This window comes from Collinsella sp. AM16-21 (assembly GCF_003471905.1).
Classification (GTDB): domain Bacteria; phylum Actinomycetota; class Coriobacteriia; order Coriobacteriales; family Coriobacteriaceae; genus Collinsella.
This window is the reverse complement of record NZ_QRKJ01000018.1, coordinates 14,465-34,580: the sequence shown is the minus strand read 5'-3', so window position 1 is coordinate 34,580 and position 20,116 is coordinate 14,465. Positions and strand designations below refer to the sequence as shown.

Here is a 20,116-nt window from a genome sequence, read left to right as displayed (position 1 = left end):
CTGCGCCGATGCCCCTAAAGTGGACACACATTTTGTCCTATAAGCCGCTAACTAAAAGCCCCGTATCAAATGAGCCACTAGAGGAGGTCGAGGGGGAGCTGGGGGGCGTCACCCCAGAGCTTTTCTAGACGGTAGAAGTCGCGGGCTTCGGGAGTGAAGACGTGAACGACGACCGAGCCGTAGTCCATGAGCATCCAGATCTTCTGCTCGCGGCCCTCGATGGAGAACGGATGCTCACCGCAAGCCTCGGCGACCTTCTCCTCGATCTCGTCGACAATCGAATCGACCTGGCGGTTGTTGGTACCGGTGGCAAGCACAAAGTAGTCGCACACGTCGGAAAGCTCGGTCAGGTTGAGCACCTGCACGTCCTCGCCCTTCTTGTCGTAGGCGGCCTGCGCGGCGGCGCGGGCGACATCCTCGGCGGCGACACCGCTCGCGGACAGCGAGGCGGCGGTGCGGTCGGACGTGGCAACGAAACTCTTGTGCTCCACACCTTCAAGAATCTGCTCGTCAGTCATGGTCTCGTCGGCCATGGAATACCTCTTTCTAGACACACCCGAGCTAGCGCAGCTGGGCGTAATGGTTGTAAATCGTAATAGCCGTGGGATAAAGATAGCGCCCGGACTGGATCACATAGACCAGACCCTGCGCAAAACAGGAGAAGAACAACTCGTCGAGCGAGGACTTCCCCACCATCTTGCGCAGCGCATGGGCATAGTCGCCGTGGCGGTTGGGCTCGATGGCATCTGCCACAAAGACCACCATATCGAGCGGCGTCATGTCGCAGGCACCCACGGTGTGACGGTCGACAGCCTGGAAAACGGCCGGTGACAGCTCGGGAAAAAGCTGCGGAAGCTCATAGGCGGCAACAGGGCCATGCAAAAGCGGCGTCGCGGCGGAAGGAGAGCCGACAACCTTGATGCCATAGTGAAGCGCGCGGGCCACGAGCTCATCATCGGAAAGCACCTTGTCCCAGTCGTGAATTAAGCCGGCGGCAGCGGCATCAAAGCGGTCAACGCCGTAGACCTCGGCCAGATGAAGTGCGGTCTCGGCAACACCCAGCGAATGCACATAGCGCTTGCGCTTATCTTTCATGCGAACATCGAGCAGCTCTTGAATGCGCTTGAGCAGCGCGCGCTCATCGCCCTCAAACTGATCCTCTACCGACAACGTAGCCCCCATCACTCAAAATCTTCTTGACCCAGATCGACATACAAACTGCGCTTGCGAATGTAGCCGAGCACAGACTCGCTCGTAAGATAGCGCACGCTCATGCCGCGGGCAACTCGCTTACGAATGTTCGTCGAGCTGATCGCCAGCGCCGGAATCTGAATATAGCGCACGTCGAACGGCAGCCCCGACTCTTTGATTCGGGCACGCGCCGTATCGATATCAAAGCCCGGTCGCGTCGCCGCAATAAAGGTAGCAAGCTCAGCAATTCGTTCGGCATCATGCCAGGTCACAATATCGATAATCGCATCGGCGCCCGTAATAAAGTAGAGCTTTACCTGCGGCGGGTAAAAGTCGCGAAGGGCATGAAGCGTATCGGCCGTATAGGTTACGCCCGGACGGTCAATCTCGAACCGGCTCGCCAAAAAGGCCGGGTTCGCGGCGGTGGCGAGGACCGTCATGGCATAACGGTCCTCGGCAGGCGTCACCGGCTTGTCAAGCTTAAAGGCGGGAGAGCCCGCCGGCATAAAGAGCACAGCGTCCAAGTCGAGCGACTCGCGCGCCTGCTCGGCAGTCACCAGGTGCCCGTAATGAATCGGGTCGAATGTGCCGCCCATAATGCCAAGCCGAAACTCTTTGCCCTCTTTTATGGGCAGCTCGGGCAAACCGATTCCACCGCGCAGCGACATGGCTTACTCGCCCTCCGAGGTCTCGGCATCGTCCGCGACATCCGCCGCATCGACAACCTCGACGCCCTCATCCGGAGCATCGGTCACGTCAAGGGCCTCAACGGCAACGTCCTCGCCAGCGTCCTCGAGCTCCTCGTACTCCGAGAAGTCCTCAGCGCCCTCAAAGTCAAAGGCGCGCTGGCAAATGCGGACCTCGTCGCCCGCACGGCAACCGGCCTTCTCGAGCGCGTCGTCAACACCCATACGCGCAAACTTGTGCTGTAGATAAATGACAGCTTCCTCGTTTTCCCAATCGGTCTGGATGACCATGCGCTCAATCGCGCGACCAACCACACGGAAGGCACCGGGCTCTTCCTGGACAATGCGGAAACGCTTCTCGCGCTGCAGACGGCGGCGCTCCCACTCCTCGTCGCGCAGATCGACTGGCTCAGCGGAGACCACCAACTCGGCACGCAGCTTAGCCACCTGCTCGCCCACGGCAAGCATCAGCGTGTTGAGGCCGGCGCCCGTCACGGCGGACACGGCAAAGAACATATGTCCATCGTCGAGCGCGGCGCGCTTGAGGTCGGCAATCTTGTCGGCCGTGCCCGGCGCATCGCACTTGTTGGCGACGACGATCTGCGGACGCTCCGAAAGCTCGGCGCCATACTGCTCGAGCTCACGGTTGATGATACGGTAATCCTCGACCGGATCGCGATCCTCAAACCCGCCCGTCATGTCAACGACATGCATGATGAGCGCCGTGCGCTCAATGTGGCGCAGGAACTGGTGGCCCAGGCCCTTGCCCTCGCTCGCGCCCTCGATCAAACCAGGAACGTCGGCAACGACGTAAGAATACTCACCGGCACGCACCATGCCGAGGTTCGGCACGAGCGTTGTAAACGGATAGTCGGCGATCTTGGGACGGGCGGCACTCATGCGCGCGATAAGCGAGGACTTGCCCACCGAGGGGAAACCCACGAGCGCGGCATCGGCCATAAGCTTCATCTCAAGCTCAATCCAGTGCTCCTCGGCCGGTTCGCCCAGCTGAGCGAACGCGGGCGCGCGACGCACCGACGTCACAAAGTGCGTGTTGCCCAGGCCACCGGCACCGCCGGGCGCCACGACAACGCGCTCGCCATCGTGCACCAGGTCAGCAATCTCGAACATCGGGGTCTGCGTCTCGGGGTCGAGCTCGCGCACCACGGTACCCATGGGAACCTTCAGGATCAGGTCCTCGCCGCTCTTACCGTTACGACGGGCACCCTGCCCATGCGTGCCGCGCTCGGCGCGGAAGTGATGCTTGAAGCGGTAATCGATCAGCGAAGACAGCTGAGCATCGGCCTGGATGACAACATTGCCGCCACGACCGCCGTCGCCGCCATCGGGGCCGCCCTTGGGGACAAATGCCTCGCGCCTAAACGACATGCATCCGGCTCCGCCGTCGCCGCCGCACACGTTAATGCGGCTGATATCGGTGAACTGTGACAACAGAATCGCCTCCTACAAAAAGAGGGAGACCCTTGAATCCTAAAACTCAAGTGCCTCCCACATATGTGCTCTATGAAGGGTAAATTACGCGTTCGCGAGCGGGCGTACGCTGACCCTGTGCTTGATACCCTTGTGGAACTCAACGGTACCGTCGACCAGCGCGAACAGCGTGTCGTCCTTGCCACGGCCAACGTTCTCACCCGGGTGGATGTGCGTGCCGTGCTGACGGACGAGAATCGTGCCCGTGGTTACCGTCTGGCCGGCATAGCGCTTCGTGCCAAGGCGCTGACCGCGGGAGTCACGGCCATTACGGGAGGAACCGAGTCCTTTTTTGTGTGCCATTGTGTATACCTACTCTTTCGTTACGAGTGTAATCTACTCGGCGACGGGAGCCTCGGCAACAGCCTCGGCCTCTGCCTTGACAGCCTTCTTGGCGCGGGACGTAGCCTGGACCTTCACGATCTTCAGCTTGGTGAGCTGCTGACGGTGACCCTTCAGACGACGATAGCGCTTACGCTTGTGGAACTTGAAGACCAGCTGCTTCTCGCCCTTGAACTGCTCAACGATCTGAGCGGTAACCTTGGCCTTGGCCAGCTTGTCGGGATCGGTGACGATCTTCTTACCATCGTTGAGGAAGATGACCGGCAGGGTGACCTTGTCGCCCTCATTGCCCTCGATCTTCTCGACGGTGATGACATCGTCGGTGGCGACCTTGTACTGCTTGCCGCCCGTGTTAACGATTGCGTACATGTTTACTTGCCCTTCATGCATCAGTTAGTGCAACAGCCGAATATAGTAGCAGGCGAAAATACCCCCGTCAACGAGTATGTGGAGCAAATCCACAAGTTCGCACAGGTATGGGGCTGACGAGTCGGCCCTCGTCGTCCTCGCATGCTTGATTCTGACGCTCGACATCGTAGGAGCAGATGGTCACGAGGTCTTGCATACCGGTGGAAACAATAGGTGCATCCACGCCCGGGGTCAAGCCCTGCAACAAAACATCAGCAGCAGAAAGCAAAATTTCCGGACGCATGGAGCCCTCGTTGTCGGCATGGGTGTCGAGCATGAGCACCAGATGGTCCTCACACTCCCCCGCCGTGAGCTCATAGCCAACGAGCGTATGGTCCAGATCAAGTCGCTTGCTCTTTTTGCCGCGCGCGTAGTCGATGCCATGGTCCGCGCGCAGCGTGTCGATCGCACGACGCACCTCGTCGGCGCTTACGGGCGCCTCGGGATCCAAGTGCAGGTCGATGCGATACGACAGACGCGTGAGTTGCGCCGTCAACGCCGGCGTGCGCACGTCGATATACGCCGCCTCGATGGGCGCCAGATCGGCCGGAGACGCCGCAGCCAGGCGCCCAAACGCCTCGTCGAGCGCCACGAACTCGGTCATAAACAGGTCATACCACTCGCAGGTCGACGACGTACCCACCGGTAACGCCGAAGAGAAGCCCACGCGCATGTGCGGAGAGAAGCCCTGCGTGACGGCATAGGGAAGTCCCGCACGGCGCACGATGCGCTCAATGGTATGGATTACTTCGAGATGGCCCAGGTACTTAAGGCGATCGCGCTTGCCATAGCGAACACGAAGTCTAAAGAGCGTGGGGTTTTCGGTCAGGCGCTCACTCATGCGCGATCACCCATCAATACATTCTTGGCGTGGAGCGTGGGGCAGATTCCGCAGCCGGTGCACGACGTGCGGGTGCAGTCGGGAGTCGTGACACCCTCGAGCGAGCGACGGTACTCGCGCTCGAGGAAGCCGCGCGTGCAGCCGGGGCTCACGTGCTCCCACGGCAGGCGCCAGTCCAACTCGTAGGGCAGGTGCACGAGCTCATTGAGGTCGATGCCGTTTTTGGCAGCAGCCTCCTTCCAGTTATCGAGCGAGAAATGCTCTACCCAGGCGTCAAAGCGAGAGCCCGCGCGCCAAGCATCGATGATGACGGGCGTCATGTCACGACCGGCGCGGGACAGAGCGGCCTCGATGAGCGAGGTCTCGGCATCGTGGTAATGCACGCGGACGGCACGGTTGCGAACGCTCGTGATAAGCAGCTTCTGGCGACGCTTGACGTCGTCGTAGTCGAGCTGTGGGCACCACTGGAACGGCGTGGCAGCCTTGGGGATAAAGACCGAAACCGAGATGGACACCGAGATCGAGCCGCGACGAGCCTTGGGCACCACGGAACGACCGAGCTCCAGCACGTGATCGGCCAGATTGGCGATGGCCACGATGTCCTCGTCGCGCTCGCCGGGAAGGCCCATCATAAAGTAGAGCTTCATGCGGTTCCAGCCGGCCTCGAAGGCCGCCTTGGCCGCACGGTCCAGGTCCTCCTCGGTCACGTTCTTGTTAATGATGTCGCGCATGCGCTGGCTGCCGGCCTCGGGCGCGAACGTCAGGCCGCCCTTCTTTTCGCCGGCGACCGACTCGGCCATATCCACGCCAAACGAATCCAAGCGCTGCGACGGAATAGACACGCGAATACCCGTATCTTCCAGGCGACGGTTGAGCCTGTCAAGCACGTCACGAATGCAGGAGTGGTCGGTCGTGGAGAGCGAGGTCAGCGACACCTCGTCATAGCCGGTCTTTTCCAGACCCTGAATCACCGACGAGACGATCTGGTCGGCCGAACGCTCACGCACCGGGCGATACGTCATGCCGGCCTGGCAAAAACGACAGCCGCGAGCGCAGCCGCGCAGAATCTCGATAGACAGGCGGTCGTGAACCAGCTGCGCATAGGGCACGCACGACTGCGACAGCGGATTCGTGGCGCCGAAATCCTCGACGACGCGTTTGTAGACCACGGTCGGCGCATCCTTGCCCTCGCGCGGCACGGTGTAGCCGTGCGGCGAGCAGGGCTCGTCGTGACGAACCTCATAGAGCGACGGCACGTAGTTGCCGGCAATGGATGCAAGCTGCTCAACAATCTGCGCGCGCGGGACTCCTTCGTCGCGCAGGCGGCGATGCAGCTGGCAGGTCTCGAGCAGCGATTCCTCGCCCTCGCCGATGAGGATGGCATCGAAGAAGGCCGCGTACGGCTCGGGGTTGTACACCGAGGGGCCGCCGGCGATGATGATGGGGTCGTCTTCACCTCGGTCGGCCGCTAACAGCGGAATGCCAGCGAGATCGAGTGCCTCAAGGAAGTTCGTCACCGCCATCTCGTGCGGCACATGCAGGCCGACGATATCAAACGAAGCGACCGGCGCTGCACCCTCGAGCGAGAGCAGCGGAATGCCTGCCTCGCGCATAGCGTCACCCATATCGGGCCACGGCACATAGCCACGCTCGCAGGAGATGCCCTCGGCCTGGTTAAGGATGTTGTAGAGGATGGCGATACCCTGGTTGGGCAGACCAACCTCGTACACATCCGGGTAGATCAGGCAGCAACGGTAGTCGGCATCGGCCTTGGAAAGCGTGCCCCACTCGTGATCGATATAGCGACTCGGCTTTTCGACCTTGGCGAGCAGCGGCTCAATTAAATGAAAACAGTCTTGATACGGAACGCGCAACGGAAAACCCCTAAGCAGCGAGATCGGACGCGTCTTGGTAGGACGCCATAGGACGGGTAGCGCCCGCGACCGTGGTCACCAGATCGCGAACGCGGGAGAACGTGGCAGTGACCACCTCGTTGGCACGGCTGTAGTCGACATCGCGCTCGTAGAGCGAAACGAGCGCACGGCCCATGCCATAGGTGCCCGCGGCAGCAGTGAGCGCCTTGACGGCAAACCCAATATGCGGCGTCTGCTTGACGAGCGCGCGGGTGACCGCGCGGATCACAAGACCGCCGACAAGCACGCCCGCGACCTCGTAGCCGCGCTCAGGCTTAATGCCGCGTCCAAAGACGGCAGCGAGCTCAAAGAGCATGCCCACCTGCGCCAGCGCCATAACGGGATAATCGGCGCCCGGCAAAAACACCAGCGCACCGGTCGCCATATTAGTGAGCGCGCACGAGGTGATGATACGATTGGCCGCCGCGATGCGCATGAAGGCAAAGTTCGCCGCAAAAGCCGTTTCCTTTTCGGTGCGATCGAGAATCCAGCGGGCAAGCGTCTCGAGCAGATACGTCTTATCGGTTGCCGCTACCACGCCGAGCATGGGCGTGGACTCCTCGATAAACGGCACCTCCACAGCTGACTCGGCAAGCACGCACACGGGCGCGCCGGCGATCACGAGCTCCTGCACGGCACTCTCCAAGCGGTCGGAACCGCACGAGAGCACCAGTACCACATCGGTATCGGTCTTTGGAGCAATTCGCTCCTCCCCCAGACGCTCGACGCGCACAATGCCCGAGGTCGTCTGCGGCACAAAGGCGTCACGCACCGTCTCGGCCAGAAAGCGCGAGGCGGACGAATCCAAATAGACCGAGACGCGCACCGGCGTATCGGAATCCTTCTTAACGGACGCGCCCATCTTAAAAGCGCGGGTCAGCTTATCTACGGGAATTTTCATAGCAAACCCCTCCAGCGGTTACGCGGCGCCCGAACGATGCCGCCATATGGATTGTACGATACCCACCGTCAGCAGCTGAATCATCATCGAAGACGAACCGAAGCTAATAAACGGTAGCGGAATACCGGTAATCGGCATCATGCCAATGCACATGCCGATGTTTTCGAAGGTCTGGAACGCCCACATGCCAACGATGCCCACACACGATAGGCGCAAGAACAGCGACTCACACTTAAAGGCGACGCGAATCGTCGAAAAGATCAGCAGCACGTAGAGGCATAGGAGCAAAAAGGAACCGCAAAAGCCAAAGGTCTCGGACAGGAAGGCGAAGACGAAGTCGGTGTGGAACTCAGGCAGAAAGCCGCCGGCCGACTGCGTCGCATGCCCCAGGCCCTTACCAAAGAAGCCGCCCGAGCCAACGGCGATAAGCGACTGCTGCAGGTTGTAGGCATCGTCCAAATCGGCATTATCGGGGTCGATAAAGACCGTCAGACGGTTCATCTGATACTGCTTGATGAGCACATCGTGGCCGAGCAACGAATCAAAGACCGAATCAAGCGCCAGGACGAGGGCCACCAGGCCCACGAGCAGGGCCAGGGTCGACAGCACCCATTCGCGGCGTGCACCGCTCATGCAGATGACGATGGCGCCCGAAACCAGCACGACCAGGCCCGAGCCCAGGTCACCCATGGCAACGACGGCCAAAAACGGAATGGACAGCATGCCGCAGAGCTTGACGTAGTCGCGAACGGTATCGATGCGACCGTTATACTGCGAGCCAAGCGTAGCAATAAAGAAGATGGTGATGAGCTTGGCAAGCTCAACCGGCTGGAATGTCAAGCCGATACCGGGAATCTTGATCCAACCCGTCATGCCCAGACCGCCCGTATAGGACAGACCCGGAATCTTGGGCGAGAAGATCACGATCAGGTCGATGACGAGCAACGCCGTCGAGAAATTGGAAATACCGCGCAGGTCGGTTCGCCAGACGAGCACCGCCAGCACCGCTCCGATACCAATTCCCAGCAGATGGCGTGAGAACGAAGCATCGGCCTTAAACTGCGAAGCCGACCAGATAATGATGGCACCGTAGGCGACGAGCGCCACAGTAGCCACGAGCACACCGATATGCACCTTTTGGCGAAACGTGCCGCGCGAGGCCGAAAGTTGCTTGTTGACGCGGTCCAGGCTGCTGCGAGAGCCGGTCTTGGTTGAACGGAACAGATCCGCCGGAGAAAAATCCATCGCAACCTCCTATCGAACCGAAGAATCGCCCGAGGCCGAAGAGGTATCGGGCTCGTCATAAATCACACCGAGCACGTCGCGCACGACATGCATCGCGGTATCTGAGCCGCCGCCGCCCTGCTCCAGGACAGTAGCGATGACATACTTGGGATCATCGGCCGGTGCATAGGCGCAGAACCACGCGTATTCGTCCTCGCCGCTTTTCTCGCCCGTGCCCGACTTGCCGTATACCTGGGGCGTCAGGGTGCCAAAGTGAGCCGCCAGGGACGTCGATGCCGTGTAAATCACGTCGTGCATGCCGTTGCGAACAAGAGCCAAATCCGAATCGCTGTTGATCTTGGCCTCCAGGCGCTTCTTCTTGCCCTTGCCGTTGTACTTATAGGCATCGCCGTCGCCATCGCGCGACACGGCAGACAAAAACACGTGAGGCACGTACTGTTTGCCGCCGTTGGCAAGACCCATATAGGCGCACGCCATCTGCAGGGGCGTCACCAGGATGTCGCCCTGGCCGATGGCAATATTGGTCATATCGCCGGCATTCCACTTGCGGTCCTCGGCAGAGGCGTCGGTGAAGTACGACTCTTTCCACTCGGCATCGGGAATACGGCCCGCGCCCTCACTCGGCAGATCGATACCGCAGGTCTTGCCTAGACCCCAGCGACGAAAGACCTCCTGCAGGCCCTCGGGATGTTGCTCGTCATAAAAGAACGCCTTGCCCATGTCGTAGAAGACGGGGTCGCACGAGTTGGCGATACCCGACTGCAGCGTCATGGTGCCGTGGCCAGACGTCAACCAGCAGCGCTTGCCCCAAGCCTTGCCCAGGCCCGTCCAATAGCCCGTGCAGTTGGTTGTCTGCGTTGAAGTGTAGGTTCCAAACTCAAGACCGGCCAGCGCCGAGAGCGGCTTGATGGTCGAGGCCGACATGTACTGTCCGCTAATGGCGCGGTTGAGCAGCGGGTGCGAACCCTTGTCATCATTGAGCTCGGTCCACACGTCATTTGAGACGCCGCCGATAAAGACAGACGGATCGAACTTGGGCTCGCTCGCCATGCCCAGGATCTCCCCATTGTTGGGATCGAGACACACCACAGCGCCGTTACCGGCATTGCTGTAGCCAGTGGTCTTGGCAAGCTCGATAGCGCTCGCCAGTGCCGTCTCGCAGGCCTGTTGGATCTTAAGGTCGAGCGTGAGCTTAATGTCGGAGCCGGCCTTCGCGGGCACGGCGCCGGCCTGACCGGTCACATTGCCTGAGGCATCGACCTTGACGGTCTGCTCGCCACGAATACCCTGCAGCAGATTTTCGTAGTAGCTCTCAACGCCCGCCTGGCCCACGATATCGCCCGACTGGTACGTAATCTTGCCAGCAGAAGCATCATCATCGCCAGAGGTTTTCTTATTCTGAGCCTCGAGCTGCTCGGAGGTGATGGTGCCGGTATAGCCCAAGATATGGCATGCCGTCTCGCCATATGGATACTGGCGCTCGGTACGCTCGGCAATCTTGACGCCCGGGAACTCGCCGGCGTGTTCCTTGATATAGGCAACCGTGGAGCGACGGACGTCCGTCGCGATGGTATGCAGGCTCTGGGCGCCCTCTGTATTGTCCTGAATATTGCGAAGGACCGCCACGTAAGGCATTCCAAGCACGTTGGCAAGATGGCGAACCAGAACCTCATCCTCGGCAAGGTCGCGGTAGGCCACGACAGCAAGTGAGGGACGGTTCTGGACAAGCGCCACGCCATTGCGGTCGAGGATGCGGCCGCGCACAGCGGGAGTGGTAACGGTGCGAGTCTGATTGCTATTAGCCTGCTTCTCGTAATAGTCCGACGAGACCATCTGCATGCCCCACAGCTTGACGGCGAGCGCCGCAAACATCGCGCCCACACCCGCGGTGAGGATGGAAAAGCGGCCCTTAAAGGCGGTCGCCGCTGTATTGCCCTCGCCCTCGGTGGCGCGCGGGGCCGTTCCATGCTGCGTATCGTAGGTAAAACGGGAATCGCCGCGACGCATGATGACCAGCGCGACCACGATGGCCACAACCAGCACGATACCGGCGATAATAACCGTCAACTGGGAAGACATCTACGGGCCTCCCCTATTTGAGCTTGCGGGTCTTGGGCTTAAAGCGCATGCCCGTCTGGCGTCCGCCACGTGCGGAGAATCCATAGCCGGACTGCGGCACGACGCCGGACATCAAAAACGGAATGGCAACCAGACCCGACAGGATCGAGGACGGTAGCGCATGGCCGAAGATCGCCACGACAAAGCTCGTCTCCAAACCCATAAACAGCAAGATGATGCTGTAGATCACATTAATGACGAGCGCGAAGGCGCCCACAGTGACGCCGCGCGCACTCGGGGTACCGCCCGTCTGACCGACGGCGCTGTGCACCAGGGCAAAAGAACCCACGGTCAGCAGGAGCGACATAACGCCCACCGGCACGGCAGCGGACAGGTCATAGAACAAGCCGCTGCAAAAACCGCACACGACGGCACGGGTCGGGTCGCCCGAGAACACGCTTAGGCACACCAGGATAATCATGAAGTTGACGCGACCGCCCGCAATGGAGATCTGCGGTGCCAGGCCTGCCTGCAGCAGCACGCACACGATGGCGGCGATTACAAACGTACGGGAGCTCATCCCCTGCTCGTGTAGATCCATGGACATGCCCCCTATTCGCTCGAGCCGAAATCGGTCGTCTCGGACGCGTCGGAACTGTCATCCGAACTCTCGTCCTTCGTCTTGGTCGCAGCGTCGCGCGACGTTCCCTGCGGCGTGCTATTTGCGGTGCTCACGTCCTCATCCGAAGCCGACTGTTCGTCGGTCAGCGAGGTAATGACCAGCACTTCCTCGTTGTTCTCGGCCGTGGTCTGAGCGCGCACCACAATGGTGTAGTACACGTCGTTTGCCGACTTCTCAACCGACGAGACGGTGCCGAGCGGTAGACCCTTGGGGAATACACCGCCAATGCCCGAGGTCACGATGATGTCGCCAACCTTAACATCGGAGTCGACGCTCACGTACTCAAGACGCAGCGTGCCGTCAGCCTGACCCTGCAGCATGCCCTGGGCGCGCGTGTCCTGTACCATGGCGGACACACCCGAGTTCTCGTCGCCAATAAGGCGCACGGTAGAGGTCTTGGCCGATACCTCGATAATCTGACCGATAACACCGGCAGAACTCGTCACGGGCATGTTGATGGTAAGGCCGTCGGCAGAGCCCTTGTCGATGGTTACGGTCGAGGTCCAGGCATCGCCCGAGGCACCAACGATACGAGCAGCGGTCGATTTGAGGTTGTAGGTCGACTGCAGGCCGACCAGCCCCTCCAGACGCTCGGCGGTCTTTTGAGCCTCGGAGAGCTCAGCAACCTTAGAGGTCAGCTCCTCGTTTTGCTTCTTAAGCTCGTCAAGCGTGTCCTGCGACGCCGTAAGGTTAGAGAACACGTTGCCGATCGCATTGAAGGGGGCCGCCACAGCCGAGCCCACAAAGCGCACCGGCGAGGTAATCGTCGTCACGCCCGAACGCACGGCATGAATCGGTCCTGCCTCGCCCTCGCGGATGTAAAACGTGAGCAGCAACACCGAAATCAGGCTGAAAACAATCAACGGGCGCATACCCGTTGATTGTCGCTTGGTATTCAGATTTGTGGAGAAACCCGAAGATCGTGCCAAATGGAATCCACCTTTTGGAAATTAAGCATTGGTCTGGACGAAGCCGCCATCAAACGCATTGGCCTCGAGCACGCGGGCACAGCCGTTAACGACGTTATCGAGCGCCGTGGGGCTGACGTTGACCGAAACACCGGTCTCATCGCGCAGGCGCACGTCGAGACCGCGCAGCAGCGCGCCGCCACCAGTCAGCAAAATGCCGTAGTACATAAGGTCCGAGGCAAGATCGGGAGGCGTAGCGTCGAGTGCGTCCTTGACGGCCTTGGCCATCTCGTCGAGCGGCTTGTTGAGCGCGCGACGAATCTCCTCGCTCTCGATGCGCACGGTCTTGGGCAGACCGGTGATCACGTCGCGGCCGTTGACCTCGACGTCGAGCTCGTCCTTGAGCGGCACGGCGGAGCCGACCTTGATCTTGATGTCCTCTGCCGTACGCTCGCCGATGGCCAAGTTGTAGGCATCACGAACGTGCGTGAGGATGGCCTGATCGAACTCGTCGCCGGCAATACGGATGGACTGCGAGACGACGATGCCACCCATAGCGATAACGGCAACCTCGGTGGTACCGCCACCGATGTCGATGACCATGGAGCCGGTGGGTTCCTCGACGGGCAGATCGGCGCCGATAGCGGCAGCCATGGGCTCCTCGATCAGGTAGGCCTGGCGAGCGCCAGCCTGGATCGTGGCCTCAAAGACAGCACGCTTCTCGACCGACGTGACGCCGGAGGGAACGCAGACGACAACGCGCGGACGCGGGGTCCACGGATAGCGCTTCTCGGACGCCTTGTCGATAAAATAGCGAAGCATAGCCTCGGTAACATCGAAGTCGGCGATGACGCCGTCCTTCAGGGGACGAACGGCCACGATGTTGCCGGGCGTACGGCCGAGCATGCGCTTTGCCTCGATACCGACCGCTAGGATGCGCTCGTCGTTCTTGTCGATGGCGACTACAGAGGGCTCGCGAATGACGATGCCCTTGCCGCGCACGGAGACAAGCGTATTTGCGGTGCCGAGGTCGATGGCAAGATCGCCCGCATAGCTACCGAAGAACATATCCATCAAAGAAAACAACGCAACTCCTGATGTGTTGGATGATTGCTGGAAAACTACTAGCTCATCATACTAGCGCAAGCCCGGCACCTCACTTGCGGTGAAGCGCCGGGCAAAGCTAAATCCCATAAGGTCACTACTGGTTGTCAGCAGCCGAGAAATCCATATCGAGCGAGGAAACGGCCCAGCCGATATGGTTGTCGGAGCGCACGAATTTGACGGTGTACTCCTGCTCGCCGCCCTTGGACAGCGATGCCTTCACCTTAGCGGTCGTCTCGGTCATGGACTGATCCATGCCCTCGACGGACACGGTGGCACCCTGCGGAATCGAGGAGATGATCATCGACTTAGCGTCCTCGGACAGGCTCGATGCCAGGCAAGACTCGGCCTTTGCGGTGTCACCGTCGCCGGCAGCCTGGAACAGATCGGTAACGACAGACTCCTGGGACGGGAAGCCAAAGCCGCGCGTGTAGGCAAAGCCCAGACCGCCCGCGGCGATCAAAATGAGCAGAAGCAGCACGATGAAGACTTTGAGACCCGTGTGGCGATGGCGACGACGGACCTTGGCCTGCTTACGATCCTGACGGTCCTGCTGAACCATCTCGGACTCGGACAGCGTAAAGAAGCCGGTGTCCGAGGGATCGGGCATAAACTGACCGGTCGCGCCCGTAGGATCGAGCGGATCGACGGCAGGAGCGTCCATCGCGGGCGCCGGAGCCGTGGCCATAGCCGTCTGGGCAGACAGCGCGGCAAGCGAATCGTGCACGCGGGCAAGCTCATCGGCCTGCTCGGAGGTGAGCTGGTAGATGCCATCGGCAGTAGCGGCGTTAAAGGCGTCGAGTGCGTCGGAAGGACGGCCGGCGGCAGAAAGCGCCTGACCCATGCCGGCGTTGAGCGCACGCGTGTCGTCGCGGGGGCCGGCAAAGTCGATAGCCGTGCGGTAGGTCTCCACGGCATCCGCCGGACGGCCGAGCTTGATGAAGCAACGACCGAGCTCGCCGAGCGCGGCGGCAGGAGCCGGATTGGCGCCATCGATGGCAGCCTGACGGAAGGCAGTACCCGCGTTGGCATAGTCGCCCGACTGGAACAGCGCGTTACCCAGGCCCAGATAGGCCTTGAACGGCGTGGCATAAGAAGCGTCCTGCGTAGCAGCAGAGAACGCCTGAGCGGCCGTCGTGTAGTCGCCCACGGCGGCGAGCGCCTTGCCGCGGTTGGTGAGCAGCGCGCCGCGCTTGCCATAGGTGCCGTCGTTGAGGGCGGCGGCGTAGGCCTCGGCGGCCTCGGCATACATGCCCAGGTGCATCAAGGCGTTACCACGAAGGTGATCGGCCTCGCCCATAATCTCATCGGGAGTCTTTGCCGCCCCAAGCATCTGGGCTGCAGCGGAAAAATCACCCGCGCGGTAAGCGGCGCGGCCCTGTTGGATCAGCTGGCTATTCAAGGAAATCCCCTTTACTCGTGAACGATCTCGACATGGACGATCTCGTCGCCGGCACGCAGCTGCGAAATCACATCGAGACCCTCGACCGTGGTACCAAAGACGGTGTAACCGGAATCGAGGTTATGCTGGGCGCCCAGGCAGAAGTAGAACTGCGAACCCGCGGAATCGGGGTCCATGGAGCGTGCCATGGCAAGGGCGCCATCGACATGGCTGTTGCGCGGATTGGTGGCAAACTCGCCCTTGATGCAGTAGCCGGGGCCACCGGTACCGGGCATGCCATCGGGGCCCTCAAGACCGGCAGCGACGTCGGCGCCGGACATATCGCGGGTATTGGGGTCGCCGCCCTGAATGACAAAGCCGGGCACATAGCGATGGAACTTAAGGCCATCATAGAAACCCATCGTGGAAAGCTCGCAGAAGTTCGCGACATGAATGGGAGCGCCCTCGCCGTCAAACTTGACCTTGATGGTACCCTTCGACGTCTCGATAACGGCGCACTCGTCACCGGCAAGCTGATACTCGGGCGTGTAGAGCTCTTTCTTAAAACCAAACATGTGGTTCCTTCCTCGTGCGTTTAAAGCATATTTGTACGAATTGTAGCAATAAGCATGGGCTTACATCAATTGCGCACGTAGGTTATGCCGACTATGGCGAACTAATTTTAGGAACGCTGCTGCGGCTTCCAGGAGCCCACGTTGGCGTCGTACTGGTTCAGCGCGCTGTTGCCGCCCTGCGCGATGGGAGCCAGGATCTCGCTTTGGTGGGGACTCATCGACTCGCCATCGGGAATGGCCAGCGAGATGTCCCAACTCTGGCAGATCACGTCGACACGCTCGTACATCCACTCGGCAAGCTGCTTTAAGTGGGCGATGTCATCCGCATAGACCGTATCGTCCTGGTACTTAAGGTTGTTGAGCTCATCTTGCGTCTTTTTGATCTGGTCGCGCAGGGCGTAGGCACTCTGCGACAGCTCCTGACGGGTGGACAGCGGCGTTCGGAGATAGCCGTTGTTAAAGGAATCGATGACCTCGCCGATCTGGTCCTCGTCACCGTAGGACACGATGGTCTGATACAGACCGTCGAGCCTGGTATAGAGCTGATCATCGGTCAGCACGGTTTCTTCCTGGACCACCTCGGCAGAATCGTCTTGCTTGGTATCGTCCTCAGTCGCCTCGCCCTTTTGGCGCGTGGGGAAGGTGGTTTGTGCAGCTTGGCCAAACTGGTCGTAGAAGCCAGGCATGACACCCATGGGATCGGTCGTCACGAACCAATAGGCACCGCCGCAAACGACGGCAAGTACCGCGATGACGATGAGCGGCTTGGGGATATGACGCTTGTGCTTGTGATAGGCGTCCTCGTCGGGATGCACTTTGCGCTTGGGTTTTTGAGCATCGTCGTGCAGGGAAACGGGCGTGGGAATATCGACCTTGGGGATACCGAAATCCTTATCGAAAGCCGGCAGCACGCAGGTCTCGTTAGGATCGGCGGCGTCCGAAAGAACCGCGGCAGCCGAGGCGGGCGCATGAGGCACCTCGGTATCGATCTGCTCTTGCGTTAGGCGCGGAAAGCCCGCCGTGTGGCCCGCTGCCAGGTCGGATGCGGCCGCGTCCTCGGAGAGGATACCCGGAGCGGGGCGTCCGCATTTGGGACACGTACGATCGTGCGGAGAAAGACGGGCACCGCAGCCCTCGCAGAACACGAACTCGGTGTGCTCGGGGCCATCGCCCGGACCCACATAGGCGTTGCAGTAGGGGCAGAACGAGGCGCCGTCCTCGATAGTCTTAAGGCAATGCGGGCAGATCACGGCATCCTCTTTTCGAAGCAATTCAAACAATCGAGGTTAGAGCATAACATCGCCACGGCCCCACAGGAGCAAGGCACCAATTCAACATCGCCAGGGCGCGTAGTTACTTCTTCTTTTTGCTTGGCATCGAGACTTTGATGCCTTGGGCGGACTTGGTCACGCGAGAGCGCTTGGCTCCGGTACTCCTCTTTTTCTTGGGCTGGGCCTGGGCCACGCCCTCGAGTGCACGGGCCTCGGCCTCGCGAGCGGTGCGATCTTCGCGGCGCTGCGCCATGTCGGCGGCGACGCGCTTGGCAAAACGCTCGGCCGTCGAACCCGTCGAGCTCACCTTGCCGCCACCGCGACCCAGGTGGACGCGCACACCACGGCCAAAACCAGTTGCGGCATGACGACGACGCGGCTTGAGCGAATCCATCATCGTGGCGAGCTTAAAGAACACCGAGCAGGTAAAGACCACGATAACAGCCAAGATAACCATCTGGCCCATCGACAGGTTGGCAATAGACAGCAGCTCCGGGAATCCGATAACGCCCACCAGGATGCCGGCGACTACAAACACAAAGAGCACCACACGTAAGGGCGTGAGAGGCTGCGAGATGCGCCAGATTAGGCTGACGCTCGCCGCGCACGACGTAAGCAGGCACATCGTAGACAGCGTGAGCTGGCTAAAGCCAAACACGCGCGCCACAAAGATATCGAGCGCCGCAGCCAAAATGACCGCAATCGACGCCGGCAGTGCACGCTTGAGTACGTTGCTCAAAAACGCACCCTTCACACGAGCATTGTTGGGCTCCAGGCCCAACACAAAGCCCGGCGCGCCGATGCAGAAGAAGTTAATGAGCGTCATCTGGATGGGCTCGAAGGGGTACGGCGGCAGCGCGATACACAGCGCCGCCAGGCCCATCGAGAACAGCGTCTTGGTCAGGAACAGTGAGGCCGAACGCTGCAGGTTGTTGATGGAGCGACGGCCCTCGGCCACCACGGCGGGCATCGAGGCAAAATCGTTGTCGACGAGTACGATCTCGGCCACGTTGCGCGCGGCATCGGAGCCGGCCGCCATGGCGACGGAGCAGTCGGCCTCCTTGAGCGCCAGCACGTCGTTGACGCCGTCGCCCGTCATGGCCACGGTGTGCTCGCGGCGCTTGAGCGCCTGCACGAGCTCGCGCTTCTGCTGCGGGGTCACACGACCAAAGACATGGTAGCGGTCCACTGCGGCATCGAGCTTGGCCGGCGTATCGAGCGTCGTGGCGTCCACATAAGCGTCCGCCCCCGGCACGCCCACCACGCGCGCGATCGACGACACCGTACGTGGGTCGTCGCCGCTGATCACGTTGAGGGTCACGCCCTGCTCGTTAAAGTAGCCGATGGTCTCGGCCGCCGAGGTACGAATCTCGTCGCGGATGGTCACAAATCCCACGGGCTCGGCCTCGCCCACCATATCCCCATCGGGCGTAAAGCCGTCCACGCGCGCCACCACGAGCACGCGGCAGGTATCGGCAAGCTCGGCGACACGGTTCTCGACCTGCGAAAACACACGCTCCGAAAGCACAAACTGCGCGGCGCCCATCACATAGGAGCCCTGCGCAAACGAAGCGCCGCTCCATTTTTTAGACGACGAGAATGGAATGACCGACAGCGGCTCGGACACCTCGACCGGGCGATCGGCGTAATAGTTGAGCAGCGCCTGGCATGTCTCGTTGGCATCGGCCGAGGTCGCACGTGCCACGTTAGCCAGCGCAAAATCGAGCACTGTGGTATCGACGGGAACAGCCGCCTCGTCCGAGTCCACGCCAAAGCCAACACCCTCAACAGGCAGCGGGTAGGTGCCCTCGACCTCCATACGACCCGAGGTAATGGTGCCCGTCTTGTCCAGGCACAGTACGTCGACGCGAGCGAGCGTCTCGATGCAGTAGAGCTGCTGCGCCAGCACCTTGCGGCGGGCCAGGCGCACCGTGGCGATGGCGAGCACCGACGAGGTCAGCAGCACCAGGCCTTGCGGGATCATGCCCAGCAGGGCGCCCACCGTGGACAGCAGCGCCGACGAAGGCACATGACCAGCCAACAGCTCGGAGAAGCACCATGAAAGCGCACTATCGCCCGGGGTTCCCGCGGCATCCCACAGCTCGCTCACACTCGAGGCAAACAACGCCAAACCGAGCGGGATCATGATGATGCTCGCAAAGCGCACGATGGCGTTAAGCGCGTTCATGATCTCGGAATTGACCTTTTTGACGTACTTCGCCTCGTTATTAATTTTAGCCACGTAGTTGTCGGCGCCGACATGGATCACGCGGGCGCGCAGCAGGCCCGAGTCGATAAAGCTGCCGCTCATGAGCTCGGAACCGGGCTGTTTCTTAATAAGGTCGCTCTCGCCCGTCAGCAAGCTCTCGTTCACGAGCGCCTCGCCCGAAACCACCACGGCGTCAGCGGGAATCTGGTCGCCGCGCCCCAGGCGGATGATGTCGTCGAGCACGATCTGGTCCAAGTCGAGCTCCACCTCGGCACCGTCGCGCACCGCGATGGCCTTCTTAGAGGTCAGCAGCGTGAGCTTATCGACCATCTTCTTGGACCGCATGGATTGAATGACGCCAATAGCGGTATTGAGGAACACCACAAACAGGAACGTCAGGTTCTTAAATGAACCGGTCAAAATGACCAGGAAAGCCAAGATCACGTTGATCAAATTGAACAGCGTGCAGAGGTTCTCGATGATGAGCTCTTTGACCGACTTGGTCTTGAGCTCCATGTTGCGGTTGATCTTACCGGCGGCGATGCGCTCCTCGACCTCGGCGGTCGAGAGTCCGCGCTCGATATCCGTTGCTGCCATACCACGTCCCATCACGTCGCGTCGGTATAAGAAAAACCGCCCGGACCATGCGAGGTTCGGACGGTCTTACGTTCGATGGTGCCCCATGTTGGATTCGAACCAACGGCCTTCTGCTCCGGAGGCAGACGCTCTAATCCCCTGAGCTAATAGGGCCAACGTTTGCCATTATACCCAAGTGCACCACAGGCTATCAAAATAAAAGAAAAAGCTTTGCAATTCCGAGGAAGACGAGGCGCAACGGCCCACTTTAGAAGGCAAAAGCGAGTCAGATAGTATAAACTCACATGCACCATATATACACGGCTCGCGATGC

At 60.6% G+C, this 20,116-nt stretch carries 18 protein-coding genes and 1 tRNA gene; all 19 read right to left on the bottom strand.

What is annotated here, in order from left to right; translation table 11 throughout:
* Positions 1-77: 77 nt before the first annotated feature.
* Complete coding sequence (gene rsfS / locus DW180_RS09145; RefSeq protein WP_117759286.1) at positions 78-533, bottom strand: ribosome silencing factor; 456 nt, start codon at positions 531-533, stop codon at positions 78-80.
* 28 nt (positions 534-561) lie between these two features.
* A complete protein-coding gene (yqeK, locus tag DW180_RS09140; RefSeq protein WP_199411477.1) occupies positions 562-1,095 on the bottom strand; it encodes a bis(5'-nucleosyl)-tetraphosphatase (symmetrical) YqeK in 534 nt (177 codons plus the stop codon).
* An 86-nt stretch (positions 1,096-1,181) separates the two neighbouring features.
* Entirely contained in the window at positions 1,182-1,859 is a 678-nt protein-coding gene (gene nadD, locus DW180_RS09135; RefSeq protein WP_055249998.1) for a nicotinate-nucleotide adenylyltransferase, read from the bottom strand.
* A gap of 3 nt (positions 1,860-1,862) precedes the next feature.
* A complete protein-coding gene (gene obgE / locus DW180_RS09130) occupies positions 1,863-3,329 on the bottom strand; it encodes a GTPase ObgE (RefSeq protein WP_199569968.1) in 1,467 nt (488 codons plus the stop codon).
* An 84-nt stretch (positions 3,330-3,413) separates the two neighbouring features.
* Positions 3,414-3,671, bottom strand: coding sequence for a 50S ribosomal protein L27 (rpmA, locus tag DW180_RS09125; protein ID WP_006236075.1), 258 nt, complete (start codon positions 3,669-3,671; stop codon positions 3,414-3,416).
* Positions 3,672-3,704: 33 nt separating this feature from the next.
* Complete coding sequence (gene rplU / locus DW180_RS09120) at positions 3,705-4,079, bottom strand: 50S ribosomal protein L21 (RefSeq protein ID WP_035138585.1); 375 nt, start codon at positions 4,077-4,079, stop codon at positions 3,705-3,707.
* Positions 4,080-4,146: 67 nt separating this feature from the next.
* Positions 4,147-4,959 carry a TIGR03936 family radical SAM-associated protein gene (locus tag DW180_RS09115; protein ID WP_117759292.1) on the bottom strand — a complete coding sequence of 271 codons (813 nt, stop codon included), beginning with the start codon at positions 4,957-4,959 and terminating at the stop codon, positions 4,147-4,149.
* Entirely contained in the window at positions 4,956-6,833 is a 1,878-nt protein-coding gene (locus DW180_RS09110) for a TIGR03960 family B12-binding radical SAM protein (RefSeq protein WP_118238442.1), read from the bottom strand. The genes DW180_RS09115 and DW180_RS09110 overlap by 4 nt, the downstream gene beginning before the upstream one ends.
* Before the next feature lie 10 nt (positions 6,834-6,843).
* A complete protein-coding gene (locus tag DW180_RS09105) occupies positions 6,844-7,773 on the bottom strand; it encodes a YcjF family protein (protein ID WP_117637228.1) in 930 nt (309 codons plus the stop codon).
* Between the two features lie 18 nt (positions 7,774-7,791).
* Positions 7,792-9,018: an FtsW/RodA/SpoVE family cell cycle protein gene (locus DW180_RS09100; RefSeq protein WP_117770374.1), complete on the bottom strand. Its 1,227-nt coding sequence runs from the start codon at positions 9,016-9,018 to the stop codon at positions 7,792-7,794.
* A gap of 9 nt (positions 9,019-9,027) precedes the next feature.
* Complete coding sequence (gene mrdA, locus DW180_RS09095; RefSeq protein ID WP_117770375.1) at positions 9,028-11,097, bottom strand: penicillin-binding protein 2; 2,070 nt, start codon at positions 11,095-11,097, stop codon at positions 9,028-9,030.
* A gap of 13 nt (positions 11,098-11,110) precedes the next feature.
* On the bottom strand, positions 11,111-11,677 hold the full coding sequence (locus DW180_RS09090) for a hypothetical protein (RefSeq protein WP_117770376.1): 567 nt from the start codon (positions 11,675-11,677) through the stop codon (positions 11,111-11,113).
* Between the two features lie 11 nt (positions 11,678-11,688).
* Complete coding sequence (gene mreC / locus DW180_RS09085) at positions 11,689-12,630, bottom strand: rod shape-determining protein MreC (RefSeq protein WP_118238441.1); 942 nt, start codon at positions 12,628-12,630, stop codon at positions 11,689-11,691.
* Positions 12,631-12,708: 78 nt separating this feature from the next.
* Entirely contained in the window at positions 12,709-13,740 is a 1,032-nt protein-coding gene (locus DW180_RS09080; RefSeq protein WP_006236061.1) for a rod shape-determining protein, read from the bottom strand.
* 127 nt (positions 13,741-13,867) lie between these two features.
* The gene (locus DW180_RS09075; protein ID WP_055309859.1) at positions 13,868-15,172 is read right to left on the bottom strand and encodes a tetratricopeptide repeat protein; all 1,305 of its coding nucleotides are present in this window, start codon (positions 15,170-15,172) and stop codon (positions 13,868-13,870) included.
* 11 nt (positions 15,173-15,183) lie between these two features.
* Entirely contained in the window at positions 15,184-15,726 is a 543-nt protein-coding gene (locus DW180_RS09070; protein WP_006236059.1) for a peptidylprolyl isomerase, read from the bottom strand.
* 107 nt (positions 15,727-15,833) lie between these two features.
* On the bottom strand, positions 15,834-16,976 hold the full coding sequence (locus DW180_RS09065) for a zinc ribbon domain-containing protein (RefSeq protein WP_158556926.1): 1,143 nt from the start codon (positions 16,974-16,976) through the stop codon (positions 15,834-15,836).
* Positions 16,977-17,079: 103 nt separating this feature from the next.
* Positions 17,080-19,803 carry an HAD-IC family P-type ATPase gene (locus tag DW180_RS09060; RefSeq protein WP_117770379.1) on the bottom strand — a complete coding sequence of 908 codons (2,724 nt, stop codon included), beginning with the start codon at positions 19,801-19,803 and terminating at the stop codon, positions 17,080-17,082.
* A 76-nt stretch (positions 19,804-19,879) separates the two neighbouring features.
* A tRNA-Arg gene (locus DW180_RS09055) sits at positions 19,880-19,956 on the bottom strand.
* Between the last annotated feature and the right edge of the window lie 160 nt (positions 19,957-20,116).

Coding starts and splice junctions, on each gene's coding strand:
- rsfS (WP_117759286.1), bottom strand. CDS start 533: ATGGCCGACGAGACCATGACTGACGAGCAGATTCTTGAAGGTGTGGAG.
- yqeK (WP_199411477.1), bottom strand. CDS start 1,095: ATGAAAGATAAGCGCAAGCGCTATGTGCATTCGCTGGGTGTTGCCGAG.
- nadD (WP_055249998.1), bottom strand. CDS start 1,859: ATGTCGCTGCGCGGTGGAATCGGTTTGCCCGAGCTGCCCATAAAAGAG.
- rpmA (WP_006236075.1), bottom strand. CDS start 3,671: ATGGCACACAAAAAAGGACTCGGTTCCTCCCGTAATGGCCGTGACTCC.
- rplU (WP_035138585.1), bottom strand. CDS start 4,079: ATGTACGCAATCGTTAACACGGGCGGCAAGCAGTACAAGGTCGCCACC.
- DW180_RS09115 (WP_117759292.1), bottom strand. CDS start 4,959: ATGAGTGAGCGCCTGACCGAAAACCCCACGCTCTTTAGACTTCGTGTT.
- DW180_RS09105 (WP_117637228.1), bottom strand. CDS start 7,773: ATGAAAATTCCCGTAGATAAGCTGACCCGCGCTTTTAAGATGGGCGCG.
- DW180_RS09100 (WP_117770374.1), bottom strand. CDS start 9,018: ATGGATTTTTCTCCGGCGGATCTGTTCCGTTCAACCAAGACCGGCTCT.
- mrdA (WP_117770375.1), bottom strand. CDS start 11,097: ATGTCTTCCCAGTTGACGGTTATTATCGCCGGTATCGTGCTGGTTGTG.
- DW180_RS09090 (WP_117770376.1), bottom strand. CDS start 11,677: ATGGATCTACACGAGCAGGGGATGAGCTCCCGTACGTTTGTAATCGCC.
- mreC (WP_118238441.1), bottom strand. CDS start 12,630: ATGCGCCCGTTGATTGTTTTCAGCCTGATTTCGGTGTTGCTGCTCACG.
- DW180_RS09080 (WP_006236061.1), bottom strand. CDS start 13,740: ATGGATATGTTCTTCGGTAGCTATGCGGGCGATCTTGCCATCGACCTC.
- DW180_RS09070 (WP_006236059.1), bottom strand. CDS start 15,726: ATGTTTGGTTTTAAGAAAGAGCTCTACACGCCCGAGTATCAGCTTGCC.
- DW180_RS09060 (WP_117770379.1), bottom strand. CDS start 19,803: ATGGCAGCAACGGATATCGAGCGCGGACTCTCGACCGCCGAGGTCGAG.